The organism is Aurantivibrio infirmus (assembly GCF_054767315.1).
In genome coordinates this window covers 102,498-124,018 of the sequence record NZ_BAAFSK010000003.1, presented here as the reverse complement: position 1 = coordinate 124,018, position 21,521 = coordinate 102,498, and the positions used below count along the sequence as shown (strand labels likewise).

Genomic DNA, 21,521 nt, shown 5'->3' with positions numbered 1-21,521 from the left:
AGTAGATGACAGATTTTGAAGGGATCGAGGACGGAGTTGCGATCATAGGTATGTCCGGACGTTTTCCTGGCGCAAAAAATATCAAGGAGCTGTGGGATAATCTCTGCGAGGGACGAGACTGCTTAACACGATTTTCTCTCGACGAGATTTCTTCGCTCGTCGATAAAGATGTTTTAGAAAGTCCAGACTATGTCCCTGTGCGTGGTGTCTTGGCCGAAAGAGATTTATTCGATGCGGAATTTTTCGGTATGTCCGCCCGCGAAGCACAAATGATGGATCCCCAACAACGTATTTTTTTGGAGTGCGCATGGCATGCTTTTGAAGATGCCGGATATGTTGGAGGAGATGTAGATGGTTTGGTCGGTGTTTTTGGAGGAATGGGAAATAGCACATATTTCTTAAACAATTTAAAGTCAAATCCAGAGCTCGTTGAAAAATTTGGTGAGTTCCAAACAATGTTGAGCAATGAAAAAGATTTTTTAGCCACTCGAATTGCTCACAAACTCGATCTAAAAGGCCCTAGTTTAAGTATTAACACCGGCTGCTCGACCTCTTTAGTCGCTGTAAGCGAGGCTTATAATTCGCTGCTAAATTATCAAACTGATATGGCTCTTGCAGGTGGTGTATCCGTCCAATTCCCGGATCAATGCGGGTATTTGTATATTGATGGCAGCATCGCTTCCAAAACTGGGAAATGTAGCACCTTCGATGCAGAAGCTGACGGCACCGTTTTTGGGAATGGTGCGGGTATAGTTGTAATGAAACGTCTTGAGGACGCCATTGCTGATCGCGATAGAATCTATGCGGTTATTCGCGGTGTCGGCGTTAACAATGATGGAGCAAAAAAATTAAGTTATACTGCTCCCAGTGTTGACGGTCAATCTGCAGCGATATTAATGGCTCAAACGGCAGCAGAGGTCGAAGCCGAGTCGATTTCATATATCGAGGCTCATGGCACCGCAACGCCTGTTGGTGATCCGATAGAAGTTGAGGCATTGACCCAGGCGTTTAGTTCGGGAACTGATAAAAAACAATTCTGTGGTATCGGTTCGATTAAAAGCAATATCGGACATTTAGATACTGCCGCGGGAATCGCCGGTTTGATTAAATCGGTTTTGATTTTACAACACAAAAAAATCCCACCAACCATCCACTATAAATCGCCAAACCCTGCGATTGATTTTACTGATACGCCATTTTATGTCACTGATCAAACTGTTGATTTGTCATCCGACAGTCCACTCCGTGTCGGTGTTAGTTCATTTGGCGTTGGTGGTACCAACGCTCATGTAATTTTAGAAGAAGCTCCTAAAATTAGCGTCGATTCTACGCAGCGACCTTACCATGTACTTTTGTGGTCAGCTAAGCATGAGTCTGGTGTAAAAACTTTGCGGCAATCACTACAAGCTCATTTACAAGATTCAAAGGATGACTCCTTAGCTGATATTGCGTACACATTACAACTTGGTCGTCAACGGTTTGGGTTTCGGCAATTTGCAGTTTGTAGGACGAAGGAAGAAGCACTGAATGTGTTTTCTAAACCCGAACGTTTGGGTGTTCAGAATAGCGAAAAACAAAATACCTCCGTGGTTTATATGTTTCCAGGCCAAGGTTCTCAATATGTAAATATGGCGAAAGCATTTTATTTGCAAGAATCCGTGTTTAGCGAAACATTTGACAAGTGTTGTTCGGTTCTTGATGAAATTTTGGATCATGAACTTAGAGGTCTTATTTATCCCTCAAGCGAAGAGAACGAGTCTCATAGTGAAGTGTTAAACCAAACCGCAATCACGCAACCAGCACTTTTTGTAATTGAGTATAGCTTGGCGAAATTGTGGCAGTCTTGGGGTGTCGCTCCCGCTGCTATGATCGGACATAGCGTAGGCGAATATGTAGCAGCTTGTTTGGCGGGCGTATTTTCTTTGGAAGATGCACTGAAAATTATCGCCAAGCGCGGAGCACTTATTCAGAGTTTACCCCCTGGTCTAATGTTAGCTGTACGCGAATCTGAAGGTTTCGTTTCCGAGTTTCTGAATGCTGAGTTAACTGCAGAAGATGCAGAGAAACTATCAATAGCGGTTGTCAATACGCTTGATGCATGTGTTGTCGCTGGCGACCAAGAGGTAATTGAGAGGCTCAATGGTTCATTAAAAAGTAAAAACGTGAAATCAATTGCATTGAAAACATCGCACGCGTTTCACTCACACATGATGGATCCAATTCTGCCTGAATTTGAAGCTTACGTAGCGCAATTTTCGTTGAGTGCACCGAAGATAAAATTCATTTCATCGGTAACCGGTGATTGGATAAGCGACGAAAACGCGACCGATCCTGCTTACTGGGCAAAACACATTCGTTGCGCTGTGCAATTTGCTAAGGGCCGACAACAGATTTTTCAGGATTATTCGGACGCTATCCTTTTGGAAGTTGGTCCGGGAAATACGCTGACAAACATTGCCAGGAATAAAGGTTTTTCCGCCGATACTCAAAATGTTGTATCAAGTGTAGGAAACGCTAACGACAATGAAGATGAAGATCTCAATTTAATGTCTGCGCTTGGGGCATTGTGGTCCGCTGGGGTGGACATTGATTGGTCGAGTTTTTATGAAGGGCAAAACAGATCAAGAGTTGGCTTGCCTTCATATCCGTTTCAAAGAAAGTCGCATTGGGTTGATGCACGCGCGTCGGCGCCGGTAGAACGATCAGGCGCCTCGATAACAAACGAAGATATTAGTAACACCGGAATTTCTGTAGAAAACGCGATCGAAACGGAAGCTAGTAAAGGGACCCCAGTTGAAGCAGTCGATAGAAAAACACATTTAGTTGGCGAGCTTAAAAAGCTATTAAGTGATCTAAGTGGTATGGAGGAAAGTGAATTATATACGGATGTCACTTTTATCAAGCTAGGTTTCGATTCACTATTTTTGACGCAGGTGAATACCGCTTTCAAGAAAGCATTTAAAATCGAGATCAGCTTTAGACAGTTGCTAGAGTCAACCGCCACAATAGATGATATGGCGAAATTTTTAGATGACAATTTGGATGACTCAGAATTTCAGCCTTCAGACACTTCGCCGAATGCAAACGCTCAATTACCATTACGTGAAGCGGTATCTAACAGCAGTGCCACCTCAGAAATATCTAGCTCTAACGAAAAAGAAATTGCGGTAGCGAATACCATTTCCTTAGAAGCTAGACGTTTGATGGATCAAGAACTAAGAGCTGATACGGCCGGGGATGAACAGCGTCACGGCCCTTGGAAGCAAATAAATAAAAAAATTCAGGGAGAGCTTAAGCAATCGCACCGTGAAGGTTTGAATAAACTCATCACTGACTACACGAAAAAAACCGGTAAATCGAAAGAATTAATTCAGTTACATCGACCACATTTTGCCGATCCGCGTACGATCTCCGGCTTCAATAGTACTTGGAAAGAAATTATTTACCCCATCGTGACCGATCGTAGTAAAGGATCTCGAATGTGGGATATTGATGGCAATGAATACATTGATGTTCAAAGCGGTTTTGGTTCTGTTTTGTTTGGCCAGAATCCTGACTTTATTCGAGAAGCCCTTGTAAAACAGCTTGAATCTGGACCGCAGGTTGGCCCGCAATCGAAATTCGCAGGTGAAGTAGCAGAAAAAGTTTGTGAAATTACGGGGATGGATCGTGTTACGTTTTGTAATACTGGTTCGGAAGCTGTATTGGCTGCCATGCGAGTCTCTAGAACGGTTACGGGCAATAACAAAATAGTTATTTTTAACGGCGATTATCACGGCATTTTCGATGACGTTGTCGCTCGTTCAGCGAACGGAAATAATAAAATATTGACGTTACCCGCTGCGCCTGGAATTCCAAAAGAATCTCTATCTAATACCGTCGTATTGGAATTCGGTGATCCAAGTAGTTTTGATGTTATTAACAGCATTGGAGGCGACATAGCCGCTATTTTGGTGGAGCCTGTACAAAGTCGAAAACCCAGTTTGCAACCAAAAGAATTTTTAAAACAATTGCGAGCTTGGACGGAGGAGCATTCAGTTCCGTTAATTTTCGACGAAGTGATAACCGGTATGCGAATACATCCTCGTGGTGCGCAGGGCTGGTACGGAATTGACGCGGACATGGTTACCTACGGGAAAATCATTGGCGGTGGTATGCCGGCGGGCTTGCTTGCGGGCCGTAAGCAGTACATGGATGCTCTTGACGGCGGTATGTGGCAATACGGCGACGAATCAGTTCCAGAGGTAGGCGTGACATTTTTTGCCGGAACCTTTGTTCGCCATCCATTAATGATTGCTGCTGCGAATGCTGTTGTTGAAGAGCTGAAGCGCGGTGGTGAAAAGCTCTATACGGATTTGAATTCGAAAGCGGATCGTATGGCGGCTTCTTTGAATTCATATTATGAGTCTAAAGGGGTGCCGTTATACATCCAGAATTGCGGTTCAATGATGGTGATCGAGTTCCTTGCGAAATTGGAATATAACCCGCTCTTCTTTTATCGATTGCGTTTAGAGGGGATATTTCTTTTAGATGCAGGTTCGTTTTTCCTAAATTTATCTCATACCGATGATGATATCGATAAATTAATCGCTGGTTTTAAAGCGGCGACGGAATTCATGTTGGAATACGACTTTTTCCCAACGATTAAGCAAGTTTCAGAGTTTCCTTTAACTAAGCCCCAACAAGAAATTTGGATGGCGACTCAATTTCAAGAAGATGCGAGTAGTGCCTACAATCTTTCCAATACCTTACGTTTCGAAGGCCTGTTAGATTTGGGGCGATTAAATTCCGCATTGCTTAAGTTGGTAAATACAAACGATGCTTTACGAATAACGATAACTCAAAATGGCATTGCTAAAATTGGCGAAGAATTGAAATCCCTAGAGCTTGAGGTTGAAGACTTCAGTCAACTTGATGAGCGAAAGCGCAGCCAAAGGATGGAACAGGCAGCAAGTTTAGATGTTGAAAAACCATTTGATTTGGAACAAGGGCCTTTATACCGTCTTAATCTGTTCAAGTTAAGTGAACAAGAACATATTCTTTTTGTTTGCGTCCATCACGTTGTTTGCGATGGTTGGTCTTGCGAGGTATTAACCCATAGGCTGGAGGAGTTGTATAACGAAGCACCCGCTGACTCGATGGCGCCTGTAGCGATGCAGTATAGTCAATATGCAAGTTGGTTAGAAGCACCAGAACAAATTCAACGTGCTGAAGCGGACCAACAATATTGGTTAAACCTTCACAAAAATTTAGCTCCAGAGTTGGAGCTGCCAGAAGACAGATCTCGCCCGCCCATCAAAACGTTTGTTGCAGATAATGTATCGCTGCAGCTTGAGACGGGATTGATAGATAGGATTGGTGAGTTTTCGAGAAAGAATGGCGTCACTCAATTTAGTTTTTTATTGTCTGCTTTCGAAGCGCTAATTTACCGCATCAGTTCGCAAGCACAATTTAATATTGGCGTTCCGGCGGCAGGGCATATGTTAGTTGGAGATCACAAATTAATTGGCCATTGCGTTAATTTCCTGCCGCTAAAAGTAGCGATAGAGGAAGAAAAATCTTTTTCAACCTTATTAAAAAATACTCAAGATCATGTTTTCGAAGCGTTTGAGCATCAGCTGTTTACTTATGGAGAACTGATTAACGAATTAGGTGTAGTGAGAGACGCTAGTAGAAATCCGCTAATTTCTATCGTTTTTAATGTTGATAAGATAGACACGTCGGTTAATTTTGACAATTTGAAGGTGGAAATCGGGACGAATAAGCGTCACTTCGAGATATTCGAGCTTTTTCTTAATGTTGTTCTTGATGGCAGCGATATGTGTTTAGAGGCATCGTTTAATGCCGATTTGTTTGATCGATCAACCGTCGAACATTGGATGAAACTTTATCATGTGTTGATAAAGTCCATATTAGAAGAAGACGATAAGGATATAAAAAGTATTTCAATTTTATCCTCAGAAGAGAAGGATACAATTTTTAACGAGTGGAATGCTACTGAATGTGAAATCAAGAAGGATGCAAATTTACTTTCGTTAATTTCTGAACAAGCCAAAATTAGTGCGAATAAGATAGCGATAAATTGTGATGGAGAAAAGCTAACCTTTAAAGAGCTTGAAGAAAATTCAAATAAATTCGCGAATTATTTACAGCACAAAGGCGTGAAGCCGGGAAACTTGATAGGTCTTTGCATTGATCGATCGAATGACATGGTCACGGCTTTGTTGGGAATACTCAAATCCGGTTGTGCATATGTCCCTCTTGATCCAGAGTACCCAAGCGATCGCTTGCACTACATGGTTGAAGATTCACAGATGACCCACTTGGTTTTATTGGAGAAATATTCAAAGCTCTTTGATGATCAATTGGAGTTCGTTGTCTTGGATCAAGTTCAAGGTGAAATAGAATTACAATCGCCTAATTATGACGGTGTAAAAATCGACAACAATTCTCCGGCTTACATTATTTATACCTCCGGCTCTACAGGTAAGCCTAAAGGCGTTATCGTTCAGCATGAAGCCGTAACCAATTTCTTGTTGAGCATGGCTGAAAAACCTGGTTTGAATGCGGATGATAAATTACTCGCGATCACGACCTTGTCTTTCGATATTGCGGTTTTGGAATTGTACCTCCCCTTAATTGTTGGCGCGACCTGTGTTATTGCAACGGCTGAACAAGCAGTAGATGGTATGAAGCTGCTAGATCTAATTAAGTCTGAGCAAATCACTTTTTTACAAGCGACTCCAACTCGATGGAGAATGTTAATTGCAGCGGGTTGGGATGCAAATAATCCGCTGAAAGCACTTACCGGTGGAGAGGCGTTACAGCAAGATTTATCTCAAGAGATATTTAGCAACTGTACAGAGTTGTGGAATATGTACGGCCCCACTGAGACCACCGTTTGGTCCACCGTTTATCAAATCACCGATGGAGAAGCGAAGGTTCTAATTGGTAAGCCGATTCAGAACACAGAAATTTATATTTTAGATTCAAATCTACAAGCCGTGCCTATCGGTGTGTCTGGTGAGTTATATATTGGCGGGCTTGGTGTAACCCAAGGCTACCTAAATCGAGAAGAGCTGACGGCAGAACGCTTTATTAAACACCCGCTAAGCGAAGGAAAACTTTATCGTACGGGAGATAAAGTTCGTTATCTTGCTGATGGGAACATTGAATATTTGGGTCGTTTAGACAGCCAAGTTAAATTGCGTGGATTCCGCATAGAGCTTGGTGAGATCGAAACCTCTATGCGGAAGCACCCGAATATCAAAGACTGTGCCTTGACTATTCGGGAGCCCGCTCCTGGCGATTTTCGACTGATCGCCTTTGTGGTTTGGGAAGGGAATGCCATTACTTTAACTGAACTTCGAAAATTTTTACGCCAATGGATGCCTTCTCATATGATTCCTCAATCCATAGAGGATATTGACGAATTGCCACGAACACCAAATGGAAAATTAGATCGTAAATCATTGCCCGACGTTTTTTCTTCCGTTAGTGAAGCGTCAAGCTATGTAGAACCAAATACTGAAACGTCTATTTGCTTGGCGAAACTCTGGGCGGAAACTATTCGAATTCCGAAGGTCGGCCTAACTGATAATTTCTTTGATCTCGGTGGTCATTCAATTTTATCCATGCAAGTCATTCATAAGGTGAAAGAACAATATGACGTCTTTTTAAGTCCGCGCGATTTATTGATGGAAAGTCTCGAACAGCATGCAGCAAAAATTGACGCATCTAAACAGCAGGGGCAAGTTGCGGTTGCGGCCGAAAGTGAAACAGCAGCGCCGAAAAAGAAAAAAGGATTAATTTCTAAACTGTTCGGTTAGATTGATCTACCTTTGGAGTTTTAGTTTCTAATAAATAGTGCCCGGTAAGCCAGTATGCTTGCCGTGGCGCCGACATTAAGTGATTCAACTCCGTTGCGCATAGGTATGGCGATACGCTCATCACAAAGGGCTAAAATATTTTTGCTAATGCCTTCGCTTTCATTTCCCAATACGTAAACGTGTTTATTGTTTATTGCAATATCGCTGATTGCGCGGCTGTTCTCCAAACTCAAACCATAACAAACTAAACCGTGTTCCCTGCATGCCATGAGTGCATCTTCGGTGTTTTCACATTCTAGAATTGGTGCTCTAAATACGGTGCCGGCGCTGGCTTTGATAACCAGTGAATCGAGTTTTGCACAGCCGTTCTTAGGGATAACAATGCCATCGATAAAACCTGCGCAAGCAGATCGAATGATCATGCCAAGGTTCTGTGGGTTCGTAACCTTGTCTAGTACCAACAAAGACAGAGAAGTTTTACTTGAGCTTTTTAGGAAATCTTCTAAAGTTCGCAGATTTCTGTTAACAACATCCGCAGCCACCCCTTGATCTTGTTTTTTGTTTTTGGAAATTCTCGATAGTGCCAATTTATCGTGATAACAAACTTCAATATTTCGAGTATTGCAGAGCTCAGTTATCTCGTTAATTATTCCTCCTGGCTTATTGCTGTCAGCCAAATGAACTTTATAAATCTCAATATTGTTATCTTGCAATACTTCAAGTACAGGTTTTCGCCCATAAATGGTAATAACATTTTTGGGTTTTTTGGAGGTATATGTACTCATGGTTGAAAACCGAGTTGCTTTTTCGAGGAATAACTATCTGATATTTATGTACTTAATAACTTATTTGTCGCAAATTTTTTTATAAGCGGCAATGGCCGAATCAAAGCCCAATGTCAACGCGTCAACAGTCAAAGCGTGTCCAATTGAAACTTCTAGCAACCCAGGAATACCGCAAAACCTCGGTAAATTCGCAAGGTTCAAATCGTGACCTGCGTTAACACCTAAGCCAATTGATGTGGCAAATTCACTCGCTTTATAAAAACTATTAACAAGAGCATCGAGATTACTACTTTGCTCAAGAAACGCTTTGGCGTAGGGCCCGGTATACAACTCTATCCTGTCTGCGCCGATTTGCTTGGCTAAATCAATTTGTTCTAGATCAGGGTCCATAAATAAAGCGACACGGATATTTTTTGCTTTTAAGTTCGCAATGATAGGGCTTAATCGTTCACCGTCTTGTTGTAGATCGAAGCCGTGATCCGAAGTAAGCTGCGTATTGGTGTCCGGTACGAGCGTACATTGATGAGGGCTAGCAGCTTCTACGATGTTGATAAAGCCAGGGTAATCGCGAATAGGCTCTGCAAAAGGATTGCCTTCTATGTTGAATTCGCTATTCGGGTGTTTGTTGACAAGGGATTTCAGTACGCTGATATCGCTGGGTCGTATATGCCGGCAATCTGGTCGAGGGTGTACCGTTAAGCCTGCGACGCCTAAAGTTAAAGCGCGTTCTCCAAATACGCTAAGATCTGGATAATTCCCTTCGCGGGAATTTCGAATCAAAGCGATTTTGTTGAGGTTGACACTGAGAGCGATAGCCATAGATAAACTGTTCACTTAAAAGTTGTGTTTGGCAAAAAGGAAGATGGACTATTGAAAACGAGTGGGGGAGTGTAGAGCTTTATGAGAGCGCAGTAAATTATTAATCCTGCATTTCCCGCGCCTTTAAAATACGAATTAAATCATTGGGCGCGTCTGGATATTTTTTATATAAACCGGTTGGCTGCTTGGAAATAGCAATAGCGACATCTAAGCCTTCGATAACGCGTCCGAACACCGTATATCCGGCTTTGTCATCACTAGGATCAAGATTGGGGTTATCGCGAAGATTAATAAAGAATTCTGAAGTGGCGCTATCGGGGTCACTTTTTCTCGCCATTGCTACGGTACCATTGGTGTTTTTTAAACCGTTGCTCACCTCACTTTGGATAGGCTCGTTTTTTTTCTTTTCGGTAAAATCAAATGTGTAACCGCCACTTTGAACGATATAGTCCGGCGATACACGATGGAATAGAACACCGTCATAATAACCGCGTCGAAGATAGGAGAGAAAATTTTTTACGGTGATGGGAGATTTGTCAGCAAAGAGTTCAATCGTGATCCCGCCATTATCGGTTTCTAAATGAACCTTTGGGTTGGCAGCAAACGCTGGAAAGACCAATGTAGCTATCAAGTTTGAAAATATTATTGCTATAAAAAATAATTTTTTCTTCATTGATCTCTCCCGGTTTTACTGTCACTAGGCCCATTCGGTGTAGCGGCGACGTGCTTTCAATACTTGAACGAGCAGGGTGAGTAATACACCGATGACCACTGAAATAGCGCCATATAAAAACCAAGTTTGATTTGAATTATCTGCGAGTCGCTCGTTGTCGGCTTCAAGTACATCAATTTGAGTTTTTAATAATTCATATTCTTCAGTTAGTTTTTTATTACTGACGTCTAAACGTATTGCATTACCGGATATTTTTTTAAGGTCATCCAATTCCTTCGTGATGCGCTGGTTTTCAATTCTCGCGGCTTGAAGTTCACTGCTAAATTCTCGGTTTTGCTCTTTTATTAAATCAAATTCGCTGCTGAGGGTGTCTTGACCACTGGTGAGTTGTGCGATTCTTGCTTCCGCTTGGGCAAGCTTCTGCGCCGCGATAGGTTGTTGTTGGATGTATTGCGTCAGAATCCAACCCTCATCGCCAGCTTGTGTTCTTACTTTTATCCATTCATCCGTCTCGCCTTTTTCCAGCTCTGTCATGCTGGTTCCACTTTTGAGGATTTTTAAGATTCGATATTGGCTGCCTTGCCCAGATCTTAAGTTCACCAGTAGCTGATCGGAAACATAATGGGTTTGTGCGAATACTTGTTGGCTTACTAATGCTTGCCCGGCGATTATTGCCAGAAAACTAATAAAAATTCTAAATGTACGCATCGGCGTAACCTTTTTTGCTTGTCGATTATTTGAGCTTGGAAAAGATGGGTGCTGACTAATGTTGTTAACAGCCCTAAAACGAATCGTATTATTAAGCGTTATTATAGACCCATAATCTGTATATCATAACCGAAGTGAATTAAAAGCCCTAAAACGTGATTGGATTAATGTAAACCGATTCACAACTTCAAGTCAAAAAACCTCGTTGCGGCTAAGGCAGTACTCGAATGAAGGGTTTTACCTCAACGGATTTCCAAACACCTGCATGTACATAGGGATCGTCTTTCGCCCATTTCTGTGCCGCTTCAAGATCGTTGAATTCCGCAATAATTAAACTGCCGCTGAACCCCGCGCTGCCAGGGTCATTGGAATCAATATTTGGATTGGGCCCCGCGACGATAATTCTGCCGGTATCAACGAGTAAGCGAATTCGTTTCAGATGATCGTCTCTGCTCGCTTTTCGTTTGCTTAAACTGTCGACACTGTCTTGACAGACTATTGAATAGAGCATGTTGAGATTCTCTTTGGTGGTTGAATGTTTGAAAAAGTTATGTCTGATGCCCGCTTAACCAAGGGTGTTAAGATTCCATATCGTTAAGAATTTCCTCAAAACTTAATTTGGTGTGCTTGCGTATACTGCGATAGGTATAAAAAAAAGCGATGCCCATTACTATCATTGCAGGTACGACGTTAACGGGGTAGCTAAGAGCAATCATGCGCGCGAGCTCTTTGTTAAATTCTTCTGTTCCTGGTTGGCTCACTAAAACTATTTTTGCTAATAAATAATTAGTAATAGATGCCAAGAAAAATGACATCGATAATAAAATCGAAGAATTTACCAAACTTTTTTCAAACGCTTCCGTCGCATTGTTTTCTTTAAGTGCTTGGCTAATTTTGTCGACTTGTAAAACCTTTTTATTGTAAATCATGGTTTTTACGAGCGGATAGCGTGTTTTTAAAGAAATTAGTACGGCGATACCAAGAAGTGCAGGAATAGCAGCTTCTTTTATTGCTATATATTTCGGATCAATTTCCAACAAACCCATGCCGCCTGTCAAAGCAACAGTAACTACACCGAGGATTGAAAAGGCATTAATCTTGTGGGCGCCAAAAAAATCCTTGCAACCGTAAATAATAGGAAAGGAGAGGGCGACAATCAGTGCGAGTTTGTTTCCTAAATATTCTTCTTTACTAAGAAAACTCAAGACCAGAGTGGGTATTACGACATTAATCAATAGCTCTAAAAAAACGTTATCGTTTTTTTTTGTTTCTTCTGTAGCCTTCTCATTCATAATTTATGGGTTCACGTTGATTTAATTTTCAAAAATATGTTTTCGATGGTTTAATGGCCGCCAAATTCGGCTTCGCATCGATGACAGTTAGATTCATTAGTAGGTCACGATTGCATGTTTCACTAATCCGCGGGTCTTCCTGATCTCTTAGGTAAATATTTTGAACGAACACAAAGTCATCGATTTTCACACCCATAGCTCTGAATCGGACGGTATTTTAAACCCTATTGCCTTGGTGTCGAGAGCTAAAGCGTGTGGAGTCGAGGTTTTGGCGCTTACGGACCACGATACTGTAGCGGGCGTCGCAGTTGCTCGCGAGCAGGCCCATAAGGAAGGTATCGGGTTTGTTACGGGTATCGAGTTTTCCAGCGTTTGGGAGGGGGTCAACATACACGTCATCGGTTTACACATCGATATCGAACATCCCGCCTTAAAGAACAACATTGAGATACAAGGCAAGGCTCGACAAGAAAGGGCGCAGCTAATCGATCAACGCTTAGAGAAGCTTGGTATTAAAGGTGCTCTGGCGGGAGCCACTTCGATTGCTGGGGGCGGGATTGTAGCGCGCCCTCATTTCGCGGAATTCATGCTCCAACAAGGCCACGTCACATCCATTGAAAGTGCGTTTAAAAAGTATTTGGGCGATGGTAAAGCCGGTGATGTAAAGCATTTATGGCCGGAGCTGACTACCATAGTCAAGTGGATACACGAGGCCAGAGGGCTTGCGGTGTTGGCCCATCCTAATCGCTACAAGATGACAAATGCGAAGCTACGAAGACTGATCACCGCCTTTAAGGCCTCCGGTGGTGATGCAATGGAGGTGATATCCGGTCAGCAAGAGCAAAAAGTAACGAGCTATTTGGCAGATTTGGCAAATTTTTACGAGTTACAAGCAAGCGCAGGAAGCGATTTTCATGATCCAAATTCTCCCTGGCAAAGTTTGGGCGGTTTTGGCAAACTACCCGCCCATTGTAGGGTGGTGAGTTATTAAAGACTTCGTTGGTCCTGTAAAACTCGCCGTTAGTAAACACTTTAGTTCGCTTATCTCAGAGCTATCTACACAGTGTTTTCGTTAAATTTAAAGAGGGTGTATTTTGGCGCAGTTTTTTCAGATTCATCCCGAAAATCCACAAATCCGATTGGTTCGGCAGGCAGTGGAAATTATTCGTAAAGGCGGTTTGGTTGCCTATCCAACAGATTCAGCCTATGCGCTGGGTTGCCAGATAGGCGATCGTATTGCTTTGGATCGGATTAGAGCAATTCGTCGGCTCGATAAGGATCACAATTTTACGCTGGTGTGTAGAGATTTGTCCGAGCTCGCGACTTACGCGAAGGTCGACAATCGAATGTTCCGTTTGATCAAACAATACACGCCGGGGCCTTTCACCTTTATTCTGGAGGCGACCTCGGAGGTTCCTAGGCGCTTAAAACATCCGAAACGGAAAACAATCGGTCTTCGTGTTCCTAATAATCCCATTGCGCTGGCCCTCCTAGAGGAGCTTGGTGAGCCATTAATGACGAGTACTTTGCTGCTTCCTGGGGATGAGTTTCCGCTCACCGATCCTTACGATATTCGAGAAACGTTGGAGCATGAACTGGAATTAGTTATTGATGGTGGATTCTGTGGGATGGAGCCTACAACAGTTGTCGACTTGAGCGGAGAGTCTCCGCAAATCACTCGTCAAGGCTTGGGCATTTTCGAAGATCAGTAGGGCGAATTAAAATCACCTGCTCACTCGTTGTACCACTTTAACTTTGAGTTGTAACTACTTGTAAAATAATAATAAATCATTATTTCGCTTTTGAAGACTGAAACAATTACCCCTGTTCCAATCACTGCTATGGGCGTATAATTCCGCGCAATCAAGCACCCTGGGAAGGGCTACGACTTCGTCCGGTCTTTGTTTACCTATAAATTCCCACAATAAAAATTCTCTAACAAATCGAGCAAATTAAGGTAATTCTGTGGCAACAGATCAGGAAGAAATCACCGAAGTAGAGGGTAAGCCAGAGGCGTCAAATGAAGCCGATTGGACACCTAAAGAATCAGAGCACTCTGATCGAACTCCTCAACAAGGTGAGATGCCTTTCGCTATCGTCCGTGGCGAAGCTTACACCCAGTTACCCAAAGATCTCTATATCCCACCCGACGCATTGGAAGTTTTTCTTGATGCGTTTGAAGGCCCCTTAGATTTATTGCTTTACCTGATTAGACGCCAGAACTTGGATATTCTCGATATCCACGTTGCCGAGATCACTAAGCAATACATGGCCTATGTGGAATTGATGTCGGCCGCACAATTTGAACTTGCTGCCGAGTATTTAGTGATGGCTGCAATGCTGGCGGAAATTAAATCGCGGATGTTGTTACCGCGTAGCCAGGAAGAAGAGGATGACGAAGAAGATCCTCGAGCACAATTAATTCGACGCCTGCAAGAATATGAGCGCTTTAAAACCGCTGCAGAAGACATCGAAGCAATGCCAAGAGTAGGGCGGGAAATATTTGAAGCATCCGCGGAAATTCCCGATTGCGAAAAAGTCCGGCCTTTGCCTGATGTTGATATGAAAGAGTTGTTGGTGATTCTTGGCGAAGTGTTACGACGTGCGGATATGTTTGAGAGTCACCATGTTGAAAGAGAAAAACTATCAACCCGCGAGCGCATGGGACAAATTCTGGATCAATTGTCTGGGGTAAACTTCGTACCTTTTGTGAGTTTGTTTAAGGCTGAAGAAGGGCGCTTAGGGGTGGTGGTTAGCTTCTTGGCCATTATGGAATTGATCAAAGAGTCTTTGGTTGAAATGGTGCAAAGCGAAGCTTTCGGGCCTATACATGTAAAAGCACGTTCACAATCACTGGAGTCAGAAGACGAATAACAATTTCATTAAATAAAATTATGAAATTCAATTAAGTAATATTGTGATTAAAAAATACTGTAGTAAAAAACCTTAGTTAAAAAACATCGTAATTAAAAAAATGCTAGTAGTTAGTAGCTTGGCTAGCTAAAAAATATTATATGGGAATCAGGGCGACAATGAGTATCGATACAAAATTATTACGAAGAATTATTGAAGGCGCCTTGTTGGCAGCAGGTGAGCCATTAAGCGTGCAAAAATTGTTGAGCTTATTTGATCCCGCTGAAGGTGAAATTGATTTTGCCGGAGAAACTGACGAAAAACCCAGTAAAGAAGAATTGATAGCTGTCTTAGAAGATATTCAGGCCGATTGTCGCGGACATGGATATGAATTAAAGGAAGTGGGAACTGGCTGGCGTTTTCAGGTTATTCAAGAAACGGCACCGTGGGTGAGTCGATTGTGGGAAGAAAAACCACCACGCTATTCCCGCGCATTATTGGAGACTTTGGCGCTGATTGCTTACCGGCAACCAATCACTCGCGGTGACATCGAGTCGATTCGTGGTGTTGCGGTGAGCTCGAATATTATTAAGACCTTGACCGAGCGTGAGTGGGTCAAAGTTGTTGGCCATCGCGATGTGCCAGGACGCCCAGCATTGTATGCAACAACTAAAATGTTTCTAGATTATTTCGATTTAAAAAGTCTTGATGGTTTGCCGAGCTTAAGCGAAATTCAAGACTTCGAAAAATTCGGTGCTGAATTAGAGTTGGCAATTGATAATGATCAGCAAAACAATGATCGGGTTGATTCTGAGACCGAAGAACTGCCTGCTGATGATAATGCGGATACCGAAAGCGAGTTGGATGAGGGTGTTGATGGTGAAGAACTCGATTTACTTGGCGATGAGGTATCTGAAGCCGTCGTTTCGGAAGAGGTAAGCTCTGACGCTGGAGATATGAGTGATGAAGCTACCGAAGACGAAAAAGATTCTTCTATTTCACATATTTGATTCGTCCTTGCTAATTAAGACCCATGGTGTCGTGGGTCTTCAAAATATCCAAATAATTTTCCTACCACAATTTCCATTTCTGGAATCACATGAATACCGATGAAAAATTACAAAAAGTTCTGGCGCGCGCAGGCTTAGGTTCGCGACGTCAAATGGAAGTGGCAATTAGCGAAGGTAAAGCTAAGGTTAACGGCAAGGTTGCAACCTTGGGTGATCGTGTCAGCGATGCCGATAAAATTACTTTCAATGGAAAGCCTGTAAAATCAGCGGATGCAAAGACTCAGCGCTTGCGAGTCATTTTATATAACAAACCTGAAGGTGAAATCTGTACTAAGTCTGACCCTGAAGGCCGTCCTACAGTTTTTTCCAAACTGCCCGTATTAAATGAAGGTCGCTGGATTTCTGTTGGTCGTCTCGATTTTAATACGAGCGGTTTGTTGCTGTTTTCAAACAACGGTGATTTGGCAAATAAACTAATGCATCCTTCATCGTCTATCGATCGCGAATATCTAGTGAGAGTGTTTGGTGACTATAACGAGGATGTAAAAAAACGTTTGCTCGAGGGTGTTTTACTCGAAGACGGTGTAGCCAAGTTTACTGACATAAAAGAACATGGCGATGAAACGAAAAATCGATGGTTTTATTGTACGGTGATGGAGGGTCGAAACAGAGAAGTTCGTCGCCTTTGGGAGTCGCAAAATTTTAAAGTGAGCCGTTTAAAGCGCGTAAGATTCGGGAATATATTTATTCCAAGCTATGTTCGAGTTGGTCAGTGGGTAGAGTTAACGGATAGAGAAATCAATGATCTTGCTGCAACAGCGGATTACACACTACCGGAGCAAGTGAGACCATTTACGGTAAAGGAAAAAGAGGACTATGAGCGCCGCCAGCGCCGAATGAAAAACAGGTCGAATAGACAATCGAATAAGAAAAAATAAATTATAAAAAATTACGAATGTAAAAACCTATCCAGAATCTGATGCATTTAAAAAATCCCCTAAAGCGATGGGGTGTCGTCAGGCAGCCTTTCGCATTAAAGTTCAGTTGCAACTCTGTTTCGGCCGCCATTTTTTGCTTGATACAAAGCATGATCAGCGCGGATAAATAATTCATCAATGTGCTCTTTCGCCTTTAGTTGGCTGATGCCGATGCTAACCGATACATTAATTTTCTGTTGATCCACTTCATAAGTGAGTTTTTCGATTGCGTCTCGAACGCGTTCAGCGATTATGTTCGCGCCCTCTGAATCTGTCTTACTCATCACGACCACGAATTCTTCACCGCCGTAACGGAAAGTCATATCTGTTTGTCGAGTGACTTCTTGAATGGAGCCTGCAACTTGCTGCAAAACTAAATCGCCTGTGTGGTGACCATAGGTATCATTAATTTTTTTGAAAAAATCGATATCGATAACCATCAAGCTTAAATTCTGTTCATAGCGTTTACAGATTTGTAGTTCGCGATGAAGGGCATTATCCAATGCGATTCGATTGCCCGTTTTAGTGAGCGGATCACGTAAGGCCGTTTGTAGCGCCATTCGATATTGCAAAGCATTTCGAATTGGGTAAACCAGGGCGCTCATCATGGTTTCCAGCTCTGAAAGCTCTACTTCATTAAAAGGCGTGTTTCTCCTAAAAGACAAGCTACCTAGTTTTTCACTTTGTGTTGATAATTTGTAATTACAAGAATGTTTAGCTTTTTCACCGAGCTTAATCTCTACCTCTTGACCTGTGTGGCGATAGATCAAGCCGTCAAAATTAACGAGGTCGCTGGCAAAAGATTGAAACAATTCGAGTTGCTCCTGAAGGTCCAGCGTTGATTGAAGGGTGTTCGTCAGCTCAAAACGATAGCCGATTGAGTCCCCTGGAATCCAGTCAGAAGGAAAACGCACTAGATTCGTTGGACTAACGATAGTGGTGCTTTTCGGTGTGCTTGTGGGCGCTGAAGGCATTTCTATAATTCCTGTTAAAAATTGGCTATCAAAAGCAATGGACTAAGCCTTAATGTGTTTTTAACCCGCCTGAATTCGATCAAGTTCTACACTTTTTTGACATAATTCCGGCTAGATTCATGAACACTAGAGTTATAGCGATATTCATGCCAATTTTTAAAGTTTAAAAAATGTAAAGGTAATCAGTGGGTTACTTAGATATTCTAGAAATTAAATCACAAAAAGCCAATAAATTGACTTCAAATAGCTGTCAGCGGGTAGATTTGTAGAGTAAGTGGCCAGGAATGAATAATTAGTCGACAATTTTTCTGGGTAAGCAAACTTCGACTTTTAAACCACCTGAGGAGCGGTTTGATGCAGTAATAGTTCCTTTATGGAGGTGAACAGTGCGTTGGGTGATGCTGAGCCCAAGCCCGTAACCACCGCTGGCTCGATCTCGGGCCTCGTCGGTTCGATAAAAGGGCTCAAAGATATCATTCAGCTCTTCTTCTTTAACCCCTGGACCTTGGTCATAAACGGCGATGCAGATGTTATCGCCGCGTTGCGTAATCCGAATTGTAATGACGGTGTGGGGCAGGGTGTAGTGCAGAGCATTTCCTAAAATATTTTCAAATACACCACTCAAGGTCGTACCGTAGGTCGCGACAAGAGCTTCGTCGAGATCACTGGTGAGTTCTAAGGTGACTTGTTGTCGCTGAGCTTCGTCTGTTAAATCATCCTTAAGTGACTCTAATAAAATCTTTAAATCTATAACGTCACTTAGCTCCCAAATATCGGTTTCACTGGTTGGAAAAGACAAAATAGTGGAAATGATATCGTTTAGGTAATCCGCCGCCTTTCGAGCTTTTTCCAGTTCTTCGTGGACTTCTTCGTTGCCACGTTGCTGCGCTATGCCGAGGGCGAACTGTAAGCGTGCTAAGGGTGAGCGCAATTCATGAGAGACATCTTTGATCAAGCGCTTCTGCTCTTTCATGGACTTCTCAAGTCGTTCTGTCATGTTGTCGAAATCGCGACTAAGGTTACCAATTTCATCGCGACGATTTTTAAAATGCGGGGCGATGCGAACGCTCAAATCGCCTTTCGCGATTGCGTGGGTTGCACCTTGAAATGCATTTATCCCTTGAGATAAATGTCTCGCATAGATTAAACAAGCGATTCCGGATACGAGCAAGTAAGCGAGATAAAGTGTCCAGTTTTGACTGAATCCAAACCGCCAACGAACGTAGCGATCTTCATTCGGTGTGCGCGACGAAATGATTCTTATGAAATGTCCATCGGGAAGAAATACATATCGTGCAGCGTAGGTTTGTCCATTTTCGCTGATGCGGTAGAAAGGTGATCCGCGAGTAATTTTACTGAGGATGTCGGAGATTTTTAAGGTAACAGTCTTACCAGTTAATTCGATACCTTCTTCATCGAGAATATACACTTCGCGAAAATAATACTCCGGCATATTGGGTAAATTCTCGCGCAGCGTTGTAACGTTCCAGCGCATCAGTACTTCTGATGTGCGATTTAATGCGCGAAGAGAGGATCTATCGTAGGGAGTATCTTCTGCTAAGATGCCATCAAAACCGCCTTCTAGCCACTGAACATAAACCGTATGGCCGAGCACTGACGCGATATTTATTATCCAAAAACCAATAAAAATTCGTAAATAAATTTTAGTCATCAGAATTATTAGTAGTCAGCATGTAGCCCGCGCCGCGAATATTAATAATCAAATCTTTTTCGGTTGGATGAGTTGCAGATAATTTTTTGCGGATATTACTGATATGAACATCAATGCTTCGATCATAAGGAGTGAGTTTCCGACCAAGCGCTTCTTCGGTCAAAATATCTTTACTGATGACTTGGCCCGGAGAGCGCATTAGCCATTCAAGAACCGCAAACTCTGCACCGGTTAACGTTACTGAATCGCCGAAATACGTTACTGTATGGCTGCCCAAATGCACTTTTAAATCATCAACAGCGATAGTGTCATCAGTTTTAGATTGATTTTGTTGCGTGCTGATGCGGCGTAAGATTGCGCGTAATCGCGCAACTAATTCTCGAGGATTACACGGCTTCGCTAAGTAATCGTCTGCACCTAATTCAAGACCTACAATCCGGTCGACGGTATCACCCTTGGCGGTAAGCATTAACACGGGTGTTTTACAAAAATCGCGTAATTTTCTCAGTACTTCAAAACCGTTTAAAGTGGGAATCATTACGTCCAATACAATAACGTCAAAATTATTTTCTTTGATTTTATCCACGACGTTGCCGCCATCATGGACCATATCAACATCAAAACCTTCACCTTGAAGGTAATCACGAAGCAATTCACAAAGTTCAAGGTCATCATCAACGAGCAGGATATTGGGCATAGTTTAGGGCCGTCTTTGGTTAATAATTATTCATATTTAACGGTAAGTAATACTTAGTGGTCGATTCTACGTCGCAAATGTTATTTATAAAAGAGTCAGGTCGAAACTAACTCTCCTTTATAGCCAAATAACGTGTAATCCGGAGCAGAGACCTAATTCTTCGCCCTCGCTTTTAACGCGTCTTTAATTTTATCGCGCATGGTGCGTAATGCATTTTCTGTGGTGTCCCAGCCTATGCAGGCATCGGTCACTGATACACCGTATTTGAGGTCGCTGAGATTAGTGGGGATGCTTTGGTTTCCTGGCTCGATATTACTTTCTATCATCAGGCCAATAATGGACTTATTGCCTTCAAGGATCTGATTACTGACATTGTCCATCACTAAAGGTTGCAGCTCGTGATTCTTATTCGAATTTGCGTGGCTGCAATCGACCATAATATTGGTGGATACACCCGCTTTGTCGAGCGCTTGTTCAGCCATTGCAACACTAACCGAGTCGTAATTTGGCTTGTCACTACCCCCGCGAAGAACGACGTGACCATAAGGGTTCCCCTTGGTATGGATGACAGAAACTCGACCTTGAAAATTCATCCCTAAAAATCGGTGGGGACTGGATACGGATTGTAGGGCATTGATTGCTACGGTTAAGCCACCATCAGTTCCGTTTTTAAATCCAACCGCAGACGATAAGCCGCTGGCCAATTCTCTATGTGTTTGCGATTCTGTTGTTCGCGCACCAATTGCAGACCAAGAAACAAGTTCCTGCAAATACTGAGGAGAAATTGGATCTAGCGCCTCGGTAGCGGTTGGTAAGCCCATTTCTGCAATATCGATCAAGAGTTGACGTCCAATGCGCAAACCATCTTCAATTTTGAAGGAATCATTGAGGTACGGGTCATTAATAAGCCCTTTCCAGCCCACTGTGGTTCGCGGCTTTTCGAAATAGACGCGCATGATGATGTACAAAGTATCACTCACTTCGTCAGCTAATTTTTTTAATCGCTTTGCATATTCTTTTGCTTCTTCAATATTGTGAATGGAGCAGGGGCCGATCACCAGAATGATGCGATGGTCTTTGCCATCTAAAATATCGCGTACGGTTTGCCGACCTTTAATTACCGATTCGGTTGCTTCAGCACTTAGCGGCAAAGCCTTTTTTAATTCTTCTGGTGTAATTAATACGTCTTGAGAATTAACGTTGAGGTTTTCAATTAGCTGACTCATGTGACT

The 21,521-nt window shown here is 42.7% G+C and carries 16 protein-coding genes; 6 read left to right on the top strand and 10 right to left on the bottom strand.

Features of this window, described 5'->3' with window-relative positions; genetic code table 11:
- Positions 1-5 precede the first annotated feature (5 nt).
- Positions 6-7,829 carry an amino acid adenylation domain-containing protein gene (locus tag ACYUCY_RS07350; protein ID WP_460225820.1) on the top strand — a complete coding sequence of 2,608 codons (7,824 nt, stop codon included), beginning with the start codon at positions 6-8 and terminating at the stop codon, positions 7,827-7,829.
- A 20-nt stretch (positions 7,830-7,849) separates the two neighbouring features.
- On the opposite strand, the gene ACYUCY_RS07345 is transcribed toward ACYUCY_RS07350, so the two are convergent.
- The 6 genes from ACYUCY_RS07345 to ACYUCY_RS07320 form a co-directional block, all read right to left on the bottom strand.
- Positions 7,850-8,614 (bottom strand): TrmH family RNA methyltransferase, encoded by a 765-nt coding sequence (locus ACYUCY_RS07345; RefSeq protein ID WP_460225819.1) that lies wholly within the window; start codon positions 8,612-8,614, stop codon positions 7,850-7,852.
- A 60-nt stretch (positions 8,615-8,674) separates the two neighbouring features.
- On the bottom strand, positions 8,675-9,433 hold the full coding sequence (locus ACYUCY_RS07340; protein ID WP_460225818.1) for a pyridoxine 5'-phosphate synthase: 759 nt from the start codon (positions 9,431-9,433) through the stop codon (positions 8,675-8,677).
- Between the two features lie 100 nt (positions 9,434-9,533).
- On the bottom strand, positions 9,534-10,106 hold the full coding sequence (locus tag ACYUCY_RS07335) for a peptidylprolyl isomerase (RefSeq protein ID WP_460225817.1): 573 nt from the start codon (positions 10,104-10,106) through the stop codon (positions 9,534-9,536).
- A gap of 24 nt (positions 10,107-10,130) precedes the next feature.
- Entirely contained in the window at positions 10,131-10,814 is a 684-nt protein-coding gene (locus ACYUCY_RS07330) for a TIGR04211 family SH3 domain-containing protein (RefSeq protein ID WP_460225816.1), read from the bottom strand.
- Positions 10,815-11,025: 211 nt separating this feature from the next.
- Positions 11,026-11,325 carry a YciI family protein gene (locus ACYUCY_RS07325; RefSeq protein WP_460225815.1) on the bottom strand — a complete coding sequence of 100 codons (300 nt, stop codon included), beginning with the start codon at positions 11,323-11,325 and terminating at the stop codon, positions 11,026-11,028.
- Between the two features lie 67 nt (positions 11,326-11,392).
- Entirely contained in the window at positions 11,393-12,106 is a 714-nt protein-coding gene (locus ACYUCY_RS07320) for a VC0807 family protein (protein ID WP_460225814.1), read from the bottom strand.
- A gap of 160 nt (positions 12,107-12,266) precedes the next feature.
- On the opposite strand from ACYUCY_RS07320, the gene ACYUCY_RS07315 reads away from it, so the two are divergent.
- The 5 genes from ACYUCY_RS07315 (at position 12,267) to rluB (ending at position 16,907) form a co-directional block, all read left to right on the top strand.
- Positions 12,267-13,097 carry a PHP domain-containing protein gene (locus tag ACYUCY_RS07315; protein ID WP_460225813.1) on the top strand — a complete coding sequence of 277 codons (831 nt, stop codon included), beginning with the start codon at positions 12,267-12,269 and terminating at the stop codon, positions 13,095-13,097.
- Positions 13,098-13,200: 103 nt separating this feature from the next.
- Positions 13,201-13,818, top strand: a complete 618-nt coding sequence (locus ACYUCY_RS07310) for an L-threonylcarbamoyladenylate synthase (protein ID WP_460225812.1) — start codon at positions 13,201-13,203, stop codon at positions 13,816-13,818.
- 253 nt (positions 13,819-14,071) lie between these two features.
- Positions 14,072-14,980, top strand: a complete 909-nt coding sequence (locus ACYUCY_RS07305) for a segregation and condensation protein A (RefSeq protein ID WP_460225811.1) — start codon at positions 14,072-14,074, stop codon at positions 14,978-14,980.
- Between the two features lie 158 nt (positions 14,981-15,138).
- The gene (gene scpB, locus ACYUCY_RS07300) at positions 15,139-15,969 is read left to right on the top strand and encodes an SMC-Scp complex subunit ScpB (protein WP_460225810.1); all 831 of its coding nucleotides are present in this window, start codon (positions 15,139-15,141) and stop codon (positions 15,967-15,969) included.
- Positions 15,970-16,058: 89 nt separating this feature from the next.
- Complete coding sequence (gene rluB / locus ACYUCY_RS07295; RefSeq protein WP_460225809.1) at positions 16,059-16,907, top strand: 23S rRNA pseudouridine(2605) synthase RluB; 849 nt, start codon at positions 16,059-16,061, stop codon at positions 16,905-16,907.
- A 95-nt stretch (positions 16,908-17,002) separates the two neighbouring features.
- Here the strand turns inward: rluB and ACYUCY_RS07290 are convergent, their stop codons facing one another.
- The 4 genes from ACYUCY_RS07290 to ACYUCY_RS07275 all read right to left on the bottom strand — a co-directional run bounded on the left by ACYUCY_RS07290 (position 17,003) and on the right by ACYUCY_RS07275 (position 21,515).
- The gene (locus ACYUCY_RS07290; protein ID WP_460225808.1) at positions 17,003-17,920 is read right to left on the bottom strand and encodes a GGDEF domain-containing protein; all 918 of its coding nucleotides are present in this window, start codon (positions 17,918-17,920) and stop codon (positions 17,003-17,005) included.
- 292 nt (positions 17,921-18,212) lie between these two features.
- Positions 18,213-19,592, bottom strand: coding sequence for an ATP-binding protein (locus tag ACYUCY_RS07285; protein WP_460225807.1), 1,380 nt, complete (start codon positions 19,590-19,592; stop codon positions 18,213-18,215).
- Positions 19,585-20,289 (bottom strand): response regulator, encoded by a 705-nt coding sequence (locus tag ACYUCY_RS07280; RefSeq protein ID WP_460225806.1) that lies wholly within the window; start codon positions 20,287-20,289, stop codon positions 19,585-19,587. The genes ACYUCY_RS07285 and ACYUCY_RS07280 overlap by 8 nt, the downstream gene beginning before the upstream one ends.
- A gap of 152 nt (positions 20,290-20,441) precedes the next feature.
- Positions 20,442-21,515, bottom strand: a complete 1,074-nt coding sequence (locus tag ACYUCY_RS07275) for a 3-deoxy-7-phosphoheptulonate synthase (RefSeq protein ID WP_460225805.1) — start codon at positions 21,513-21,515, stop codon at positions 20,442-20,444.
- Positions 21,516-21,521 lie beyond the last annotated feature (6 nt).

What these genes read in the sequence shown, in the direction of transcription:
- ACYUCY_RS07350 (WP_460225820.1), top strand. Translation starts at nt 6, where the DNA reads ATGACAGATTTTGAAGGGATCGAGGACGGAGTTGCGATCATAGGTATG.
- ACYUCY_RS07345 (WP_460225819.1), bottom strand. Translation starts at nt 8,614, where the DNA reads ATGAGTACATATACCTCCAAAAAACCCAAAAATGTTATTACCATTTAT.
- ACYUCY_RS07340 (WP_460225818.1), bottom strand. Translation starts at nt 9,433, where the DNA reads ATGGCTATCGCTCTCAGTGTCAACCTCAACAAAATCGCTTTGATTCGA.
- ACYUCY_RS07335 (WP_460225817.1), bottom strand. Translation starts at nt 10,106, where the DNA reads ATGAAGAAAAAATTATTTTTTATAGCAATAATATTTTCAAACTTGATA.
- ACYUCY_RS07330 (WP_460225816.1), bottom strand. Translation starts at nt 10,814, where the DNA reads ATGCGTACATTTAGAATTTTTATTAGTTTTCTGGCAATAATCGCCGGG.
- ACYUCY_RS07325 (WP_460225815.1), bottom strand. Translation starts at nt 11,325, where the DNA reads ATGCTCTATTCAATAGTCTGTCAAGACAGTGTCGACAGTTTAAGCAAA.
- ACYUCY_RS07320 (WP_460225814.1), bottom strand. Translation starts at nt 12,106, where the DNA reads ATGAATGAGAAGGCTACAGAAGAAACAAAAAAAAACGATAACGTTTTT.
- scpB (WP_460225810.1), top strand. Translation starts at nt 15,139, where the DNA reads ATGAGTATCGATACAAAATTATTACGAAGAATTATTGAAGGCGCCTTG.
- rluB (WP_460225809.1), top strand. Translation starts at nt 16,059, where the DNA reads ATGAATACCGATGAAAAATTACAAAAAGTTCTGGCGCGCGCAGGCTTA.
- ACYUCY_RS07290 (WP_460225808.1), bottom strand. Translation starts at nt 17,920, where the DNA reads ATGCCTTCAGCGCCCACAAGCACACCGAAAAGCACCACTATCGTTAGT.
- ACYUCY_RS07285 (WP_460225807.1), bottom strand. Translation starts at nt 19,592, where the DNA reads ATGACTAAAATTTATTTACGAATTTTTATTGGTTTTTGGATAATAAAT.
- ACYUCY_RS07280 (WP_460225806.1), bottom strand. Translation starts at nt 20,289, where the DNA reads ATGCCCAATATCCTGCTCGTTGATGATGACCTTGAACTTTGTGAATTG.
- ACYUCY_RS07275 (WP_460225805.1), bottom strand. Translation starts at nt 21,515, where the DNA reads ATGAGTCAGCTAATTGAAAACCTCAACGTTAATTCTCAAGACGTATTA.